This window comes from Streptomyces sp. MMG1533, assembly GCF_001279775.1.
GTDB lineage: Bacteria > Actinomycetota > Actinomycetes > Streptomycetales > Streptomycetaceae > Streptomyces.
This window is the reverse complement of record NZ_LGDG01000290.1, coordinates 22,818-30,018: the sequence shown is the minus strand read 5'-3', so window position 1 is coordinate 30,018 and position 7,201 is coordinate 22,818. Positions and strand designations below refer to the sequence as shown.

The 7,201-nt window shown below is 71.1% G+C and carries 4 protein-coding genes and 1 pseudogene; 2 read left to right on the top strand and 3 right to left on the bottom strand.

Annotated features, from left to right (window positions below; all coding sequences use genetic code 11):
- Window positions 1–2,472 (top strand): annotated as a pseudogene (locus ADK57_RS45865) (ATP-binding protein); the annotation flags it as partial.
- 30 nt (window positions 2,473–2,502) lie between these two features.
- Here the strand turns inward: ADK57_RS45865 and ADK57_RS45860 are convergent.
- The 3 genes from ADK57_RS45860 to panB form a co-directional block, all read right to left on the bottom strand.
- Complete coding sequence (locus ADK57_RS45860; RefSeq protein WP_053755741.1) at window positions 2,503–3,315, bottom strand: ABC transporter permease; 813 nt, start codon at window positions 3,313–3,315, stop codon at window positions 2,503–2,505.
- Window positions 3,312–4,337 (bottom strand): ATP-binding cassette domain-containing protein, encoded by a 1,026-nt coding sequence (locus ADK57_RS45855; RefSeq protein WP_053755740.1) that lies wholly within the window; start codon window positions 4,335–4,337, stop codon window positions 3,312–3,314. The genes ADK57_RS45860 and ADK57_RS45855 overlap by 4 nt, the downstream gene beginning before the upstream one ends.
- Window positions 4,338–4,528: 191 nt before the next feature.
- A complete protein-coding gene (gene panB, locus ADK57_RS45850; RefSeq protein ID WP_053755739.1) occupies window positions 4,529–5,395 on the bottom strand; it encodes a 3-methyl-2-oxobutanoate hydroxymethyltransferase in 867 nt (288 codons plus the stop codon).
- 182 nt (window positions 5,396–5,577) lie between these two features.
- Here panB and ADK57_RS45845 point away from each other — a divergent pair, with 182 nt between their 5' ends.
- On the top strand, window positions 5,578–7,161 hold the full coding sequence (locus tag ADK57_RS45845) for an MFS transporter (protein WP_053755743.1): 1,584 nt from the start codon (window positions 5,578–5,580) through the stop codon (window positions 7,159–7,161).
- Window positions 7,162–7,201: the final 40 nt, after the last annotated feature.

The window sequence follows — 7,201 nt, the reverse complement described above, 5'->3', positions numbered from 1 at the left end:
GCCCCCCGCCACACCCCTCACCACCCCCGACTCCCCACCCCCCGGCAACCTCCGCGCCCGCCTCACCTCCTTCGTCGGTCGGGAAGCCGACATCGAGGCCATCCGGGGTGATCTCGCCGGCGCCCGGCTCGTCACCCTGCTCGGGCCCGGTGGGGCCGGGAAGACGCGGCTCTCGCAGGAGGCCGCGGAGGTTGTGCGGGACGCGGCGCAGGACGGGGTGTGGCTGGCCGAGCTCGCGCCCGTGGACGACCCGGACGCCGTACCGGAGGCCGTGCTGACCGCCGTAGGGGCGCGGGAGACCGTGTTGTACGGCGCCGGGGCGGAGGCGATGCGGGCCGGGGGCGAGCGGCACGACGATCCCGTGGAGCGGCTCACCGAGCACTGCGGCAGGCGCCGCATGCTGCTGATCCTCGACAACTGCGAGCACGTCGTCGAGACCGCCGCCCGACTGGTGGAGGAGTTGCTGGAGCGCTGCCCCGGTCTGACGGTGCTGGCCACCAGCCGTGAACCCCTGGGCGTACCGGGGGAGTTGCTGCGGCCCGTGGAGCCGTTGCCGGAACCCGTCGCGCTCAGGCTGCTCGCCGAGCGCGGGGCCGCGGCCAGGTCCGGCTTCCGGGTCGAGGACGATCCCGAGTCCTGTGCCGAGATCTGCCGACGCCTGGACGGTCTGCCCCTCGCCATCGAGCTCGCCGCCGCCCGGCTGCGCATGCTGACCCCACGTCAGATAGCCGACCGGCTCGACGACCGCTTCCGGCTGCTCACCTCCGGCAGCCGTACCGTCCTGCCCCGCCAGCAGACGCTCAGGGCCGTCGTCGACTGGTCCTGGGAACTGCTCGACGAGGGCGAACGGGACGTACTGCGGCGGCTGTCCGTGTTCGCAGGAGGCTGCGACCTCGCCGCCGCCGAGGCCGTGTGCGGGCCCGCCGCCTTCGACGCGCTCGGCTCACTCGTCGACAAGTCCCTTGTCGTGGCCGCCCCTTCGGGCGAGGAAGGCATGCGCTACCGGCTCCTGGAGACCGTCGCCGAGTACGCGGGCGAACGACTCGACGAGGCCGGCGCCCGCGAGGAGGCCGAGCGCGCGCATCTGACGTACTACCGCGAACTCGCCCGCACCACCGACCGGTTGCTGCGCGGCCACGGCCAGATCGCCGCCATCGGACGGCTGGAGCGCGAGGGCGAGAACATCCGGCTCGCCCTGCACCACGCCGTCGCGGTGGGCGACGAGCAGGAGGCGCTCTGTCTGGTCCTGTCGATGTGCTGGTACTGGCAGATGCGCGATCTGCGCCTGGTCGCCCGCCAGTGGTCGCGCGAGGCGCAGACCCTCGGCCCCGACCCCTTCGCCGAGCCGGTTCGCCGCGCCGCCCCCTCGTCCATCTCGCCTGTATGGACACGGAGTTGGACGCCTGGCAGACCCCCGAGGCGCAGGAGAAGCTGCGCGCCATCGCCCGGACCTACGAACCCGGCATGCCGCAGACCTGCCGTACCCCTGGCTCCCTCTGGTTCTTCGCCGTCATGCTCTCCGGCGACATCGGCCGGGTGCGCGAGATCGTCGACGCCGCCGTCCGCACCTGCCGCGCCGCCCCGGGCCACGAGTGGGAACTCGCCGCCGGCCTGCACATGCGCGCCCAGATGCTCGCCAACCGCACCGACTGGGCGGGCGACGCGGCCCGCGACGCCGACGAGTCGCTGGAGATCTACCGGCGTCTCGGAGACCTGTGGGGCACCGCCGAGGCGCTCTCCGCGCGGGCCGAGGCCCGTGAACGCCAGGGTGAGTACCAGCTGGCCGCCGCCGACTACGAGGCGGCGATCGAGCAGGCGAACCGGCTCGGCGCCCGCGCCCAGATGGCGGTACTCACCGCCCGGCTGGGCAGCGCGCTGCTGGAGGCCGGCGAGTCCGAGCGCGGCGAGCGCCTGCTGCGCGAGGTCATCGACCGCCAGGAGAGCTCGGGTTCGGGCCACGAGGCGATGCCCGCCGCCCGCCTCTTCCTCGCGGGCCGGCTCGGCATGACCGGCCGGATCCCCGAGGCTCGCGAGCAACTCCGGCTGCTGCGCGAGGAGTTCAGGATCGCCCACTTCGTCGTCTTCGACGCCTTCATCCTGGGGGCGGAGGCCTGGCTGGACGCCTTGGACGAGTGCTGCGAGGAGGCTCTGGACAAGACCCGGCTGGCTCTGGAGCGGGCCGGCGACCCGTTGTCCCTGGCCATCGCACCGCAGATGCGCTCCTCCTACCTGGTCACCGCCGCGACGGCCCTCGCCGGTCTCGACGACGGAGAGCGCGCCCGTGACGCCGCCCGCTGCATGGGCGCCGCCGAGGCTCTGCTGCCGCCTCGTCACGTCATGTCGGGCATGGAGCGCGAGACACACGGCCGGGCCGAGCGGCGGACCCGCGCCGTGCTCGGGGACGAGGCGTACGAGGCGGCGTACGCCGAGGGCGGCGACCTCTCCTTCGAGGAGGCCACCGCCCTGGTCTGACGCGCACCGACCGCGCCGCACGTCACCGGGTCAGCTCTTGGTGCGGAACTTGTGAATCGCGACCGGTGCCATGACCGCCGTCAGGGCAGCCGACCAGGCCAGGGTCATCCACACGTCGTCCGCGGCCGGACCGCCGACCATCAGTCCGCGTGCGGCGTCCGCGAGCGAGGACAGCGGGTTGTAGTCGGTGAAGTTCTGCAGCCAGCCCGGCATCGACTGGGTCGGCGCGAAGATCGACGAGCCGAACTGCAGCGGCATCAGCACCAGGAAGCCCATGGCCTGCACGGACTGCGCGTTCTTCATCACCACGCCGAGGGTGAGGAACACCCACATCAGGGCCGAGCCGAAGACGGCGGACAGCCCCACGGCGGCGAACAGACCGGCCCAGTTGGTGATGTCGAAGCCCACCAGAACGCCGACGATCGTCAGGACCACGGTCGCGAACAGCATCCGCATCAGTTCCACCGCGATCTTGGCGAACAGCACCGAGCCGCGCCCGATCGGCAGGGAGCGGAAACGGTCCATGACACCGGTGTTGAAGTCCTGGTTGAAGCCGGTGCCGACCCCCTGGGCCATGTTCATGCCCATCATGGCCATCAGACCGGGCACGACGTACTGGACGTACGCCTCCTGGCCGCCGCCGAGCGACTGCCCGATGGACCCGCCGAAGACGTACACGAACAGCAGCGTGAAGATGACCGGGAACAGGACGGCGTCGAACATCGACTCCGGGTCCTGGCGGATCCACAGCAGGTTGCGGCGGACCAGCGCTCCGGTGTGGCGCAGATGGCCGCGCAACGAGATCCGCGCGTCCGTGGTGAGGGTCGTGGCGGCGGCGCTCATACAGCGACCTCCTGGCGGTCGTCGGCGGGCACGGCGTCCTGCGGGGCACTGGCGCGGTGGCCGGTGAGGGACAGGAACACCTCGTCAAGGCTGGGCAGTTCGGTCGTGATGGAGGAGAGCGTGATGCCGCGCGCGGTGACCGCGCCGACCACGGCGGTCAGCTGCTCGTCGCTGAGGATCGGGACGAGGGCGGCTCCGCGTTCGGCGTCCACGGTGGTGGACGCGAGGCCGGTGATGCCGAGCTCGTCGAGGTAGGCGGCGAGGGGGCGCAGCTGCAGCGGGTCGAGCGGGCGGATGCGCAGGGTACGGCCGCCCACCTTCGCCTTGAGCTCCTCGATGGCGCCGTTCGCGATGACCTTGCCGCGGTCGACGACCGTCAGCTCGGAGGCGAGCTGCTCGGCCTCCTCCATGTACTGGGTGGTGAGCAGGACGGTGACACCTTCGCCGACCATCCGCTTGACCTCGGCCCACACCTCGTTGCGGGTACGCGGGTCGAGACCGGTGGTGGGCTCGTCGAGGTAGAGCACGACCGGCCGGCCGATCATCGACGCGGCCAGGTCGAGGCGCCGCCGCATGCCACCCGAGTACGTCGCCGCCGGCCGCTTGGCCGCCTCGGTGAGCGAGAACCGCTCGAGGAGTTCGTCGGCCCGCGCGCGGGCGTCCTTGCGGGGCAGGTCGAGGAGGCGGCCGATCATGTAGAGGTTCTCCCAGCCGGGGAGCTTCTCGTCCACGGAGGCGTACTGTCCGGTCAGGCCGATCACCCGGCGCAGCTGCCGGGGCTGCCGTACGACGTCGTAGCCGGCGACGGTCGCCCGGCCGGCGTCGGGCTGGATCAGGGTGGACAGGATCCGCACGAGGGTGGTCTTCCCGGCCCCGTTCGGCCCGAGCACCCCCATCACGGTGCCCTGCCGCACATCCAGGTCGACCCCGTCCAGCGCCTTGGTCTCGCCGTAGTGCTTGACCAGCCCCCGCACGTTCACGGCGCTGCCTGCGCCACTGGAGTTCTTGTCGATTCGCGTCATGCGGATGACATTGTCAGGGGGGACCGACAAACGACCGACAGCCCGCCTACAGCCACCTACAGGTCACCGACACCTGTTGCGTGCGCCCCTGGAGGCTCCGCCACCGGACCCCCGGCCCGTGCCCACCCGCAAAAGGCGAGCAGCCCGCCGACGGGGGAAGATCGGCGGGCTGCCAGTGGTGCCGCAGTGGCTCAGTGAACGCTGTGCTCTTCCAGCGGGAACGTTTTGCCCACGACGTCCTCCGCGAACGCCTTCGCCGCGTTCCCCATGACCTCACGCAGATTCGCGTACTGCTTCACGAACTTCGGGACCCGCCCACCGGTCAGGCCGAGCATGTCCGTCCACACCAGCACCTGCGCGTCCGTCTCGGGACCGGCACCGATCCCCACCGTCGGAATGTGCAGCACCCGGGTCACCTCGGCCGCCAGCTCCGCCGGCACCAGCTCCAGGACCACCGCGAACGCCCCCGCGTCCTGCACGGCCTTCGCGTCGCGCAGCAGTTGCTGGGCCGCCTCCTCGCCGCGCCCCTGGACGCGGTAGCCCATGGAGTTGACGGACTGGGGGGTCAGCCCGATGTGGGCCATGACGGGGATGCCGGACTCCACCAGCAGCTCGATCTGCCGGTGCGACCGCTCGCCGCCCTCCAGCTTCACGGCCCCGACCCCGGCCTCCTTCACCAGCCGGGTCGCCGAGCGCAGCGCCTGCACCGGACCCTCCTGGTAGGAGCCGAAGGGGAGGTCGCCCACGATCAGGGCGCGGTTCGTACCCCGTACGACCGCGGCCGACAGCATGGTCATCTCGTCGAGGGTGACGGGCACGGTGCTCTCGTACCCGAGGTGACAGTTGCCCGCCGAGTCCCCGACGAGCATGACCGGGATGCCGGCCTCGTCGAAGACGGACGCGGTCATCGCGTCGTACGCGGTGAGCATGGGCCACTTCTCGCCGCGCTCCTTGGCGGCGGCGATGTCGCGAACAGTGATACGGCGCGTGCCCTTGCCCCCGTACAGCGCCTTGCTGCCGTCGGAGGGCTTGGTCCGGGCAGCCGAAAGCTGCGTCATTGCAACGGCTCCTTCAGTCATCTCGAGGCGCCCTCACGGCGTCCCCGGATCACCTCCATGGTGGCACCTCGTGCCAGGGAGGGCTAGGGGACGTCGGTGTGACCGTTCCAGCACGTAAGAGATGGGTAAAGGATTTACGATACGAGACGGTCCCGTATCGAAATGAGTCTATGCTCGAACGCATGACTACCGCAGTCCCTGACTCCCGGATACCCGAAGCGGTGCACCGCCGCCGCTGGCTGATCCTCGGCGTCCTGATGCTGAGCCTGCTGATCGTGGTGCTCGACAACTCGATCCTGAACGTCGCCATCAAGACGATCTCGACGCCCGCCCCGACCGGCCTGGGCGCCACCCAGGGTGAGCTGGAGTGGGCGATCAACTCCTACACCCTGGTCTTCGCCGGCCTGCTGTTCAGCGCCGGCCTGCTCGGCGACCGGCTGGGCCGCAAGAAGGTGCTGCTCGGCGGGCTCGTCGTGTTCGGCATCGGCTCCGCCCTCGCCGCCTCCTCCGGCTCCCCGGGCGAGCTGATCACCTTCCGCGCGGTGATGGGCCTCGGTGCCGCCTTCGTGATGCCGGCCACCCTCGCCGTCCTGATGAACGTCTTCGAACGCGAGGAGCAGCCGAAGGCCATCGGGATCTGGGCCGGCGGTGTCGGTCTGGCCATCGCCATCGGGCCGATCACGGGCGGTGTGCTCCTGGACCACTTCTGGTGGGGCTCGGTCTTCCTCATCAACGTGCCGATCGTGATCCTCGCGGTCGCGCTGATGCTGTGGCTGGTGCCCGACTCCCGCGACCCGAACCCCGGCCGGCTCGACCCCGTCGGCGTCGTCCTGTCCGTCGTCGGCCTCGTCCTGCTGGTCTACGGCATCATCAGGGGCGGCCAGATCGCCGACTTCGCCGACGCGACGGTCCTGGCGACCATCGCCGCCGGTGTCCTGGTCCTCGTCGCCTTCGTCGTGTTCGAGAAGCGCAGCGACCACCCGTCCATCGACGTCTCCTACTTCCGGAACAAGGTCTTCTCGGCTGCCATCGCCGCCATCGCGCTGGTCTTCTTCGCCCTGATGGGCGTGACCTTCTTCTCGGTCTTCTACACCCAGAGCGTGCGCGGCTACTCGCCGCTGCAGACCGGTCTGCTGATGCTGCCGCTGGCCGCCGCCCAGATGATCTTCGCGCCGCGCGCCCGGCTGCTCGTCGACCGCTTCGGCTACAAGGCCACCACCACGGCCGGCATGGTGATCATCGCCGCGATGCTGGCCGCGTTCGCCACGCTGGAGGCGGACACCCCGATCTGGCTCCTCGAGGTGATCTTCTTCCTCATGGGCACCGGCATGGCGCACATCATGACCCCGGTCAGCGTCGTCATCATGCAGGCCCTGCCCCGCGAGAAGGCCGGCTCCGCCTCGGCGCTCAGCAACACCTTCCGCCAGGTCGGCGGCGCGCTGGGCATCGCCGTACTCGGCTCGGTGCTGTCCACGGCGTACCGCGGCGGTATCGAGGACAAGCTCGGCGCGCTGCCCGAGGGCCTGCGCCACACCGCGGGGGAGTCCATCGAGGCGACCCTGGGCGTGGCGGCCGGGCTCGGCCCCCGGGGCGAGGCGCTGGCCGCCTCGGCCAACGACGCGTTCCTGCACGCCATGCACGTCACCGCCCTGTGGGGAGCGGGCGTGGCGGTCGTCGGCGCGGTCGTCGTCGCCCGGTACCTGCCGGGCAAGGTGTCGGCACCGCAACAGGGCGAGGAGGAGCAGGAGTTGGTGGCGGCGGAGTAGCGTGCCGGCCGCGGGCCGGCACGGGGGAGAATCCCCCCAG

Excerpts from the sequence above, each read along its gene's own strand:
- ADK57_RS45845 (WP_053755743.1), top strand. The coding sequence starts at position 5,578 with ATGACTACCGCAGTCCCTGACTCCCGGATACCCGAAGCGGTGCACCGC.
- panB (WP_053755739.1), bottom strand. The coding sequence starts at position 5,395 with ATGACGCAGCTTTCGGCTGCCCGGACCAAGCCCTCCGACGGCAGCAAG.
- ADK57_RS45855 (WP_053755740.1), bottom strand. The coding sequence starts at position 4,337 with ATGACGCGAATCGACAAGAACTCCAGTGGCGCAGGCAGCGCCGTGAAC.
- ADK57_RS45860 (WP_053755741.1), bottom strand. The coding sequence starts at position 3,315 with ATGAGCGCCGCCGCCACGACCCTCACCACGGACGCGCGGATCTCGTTG.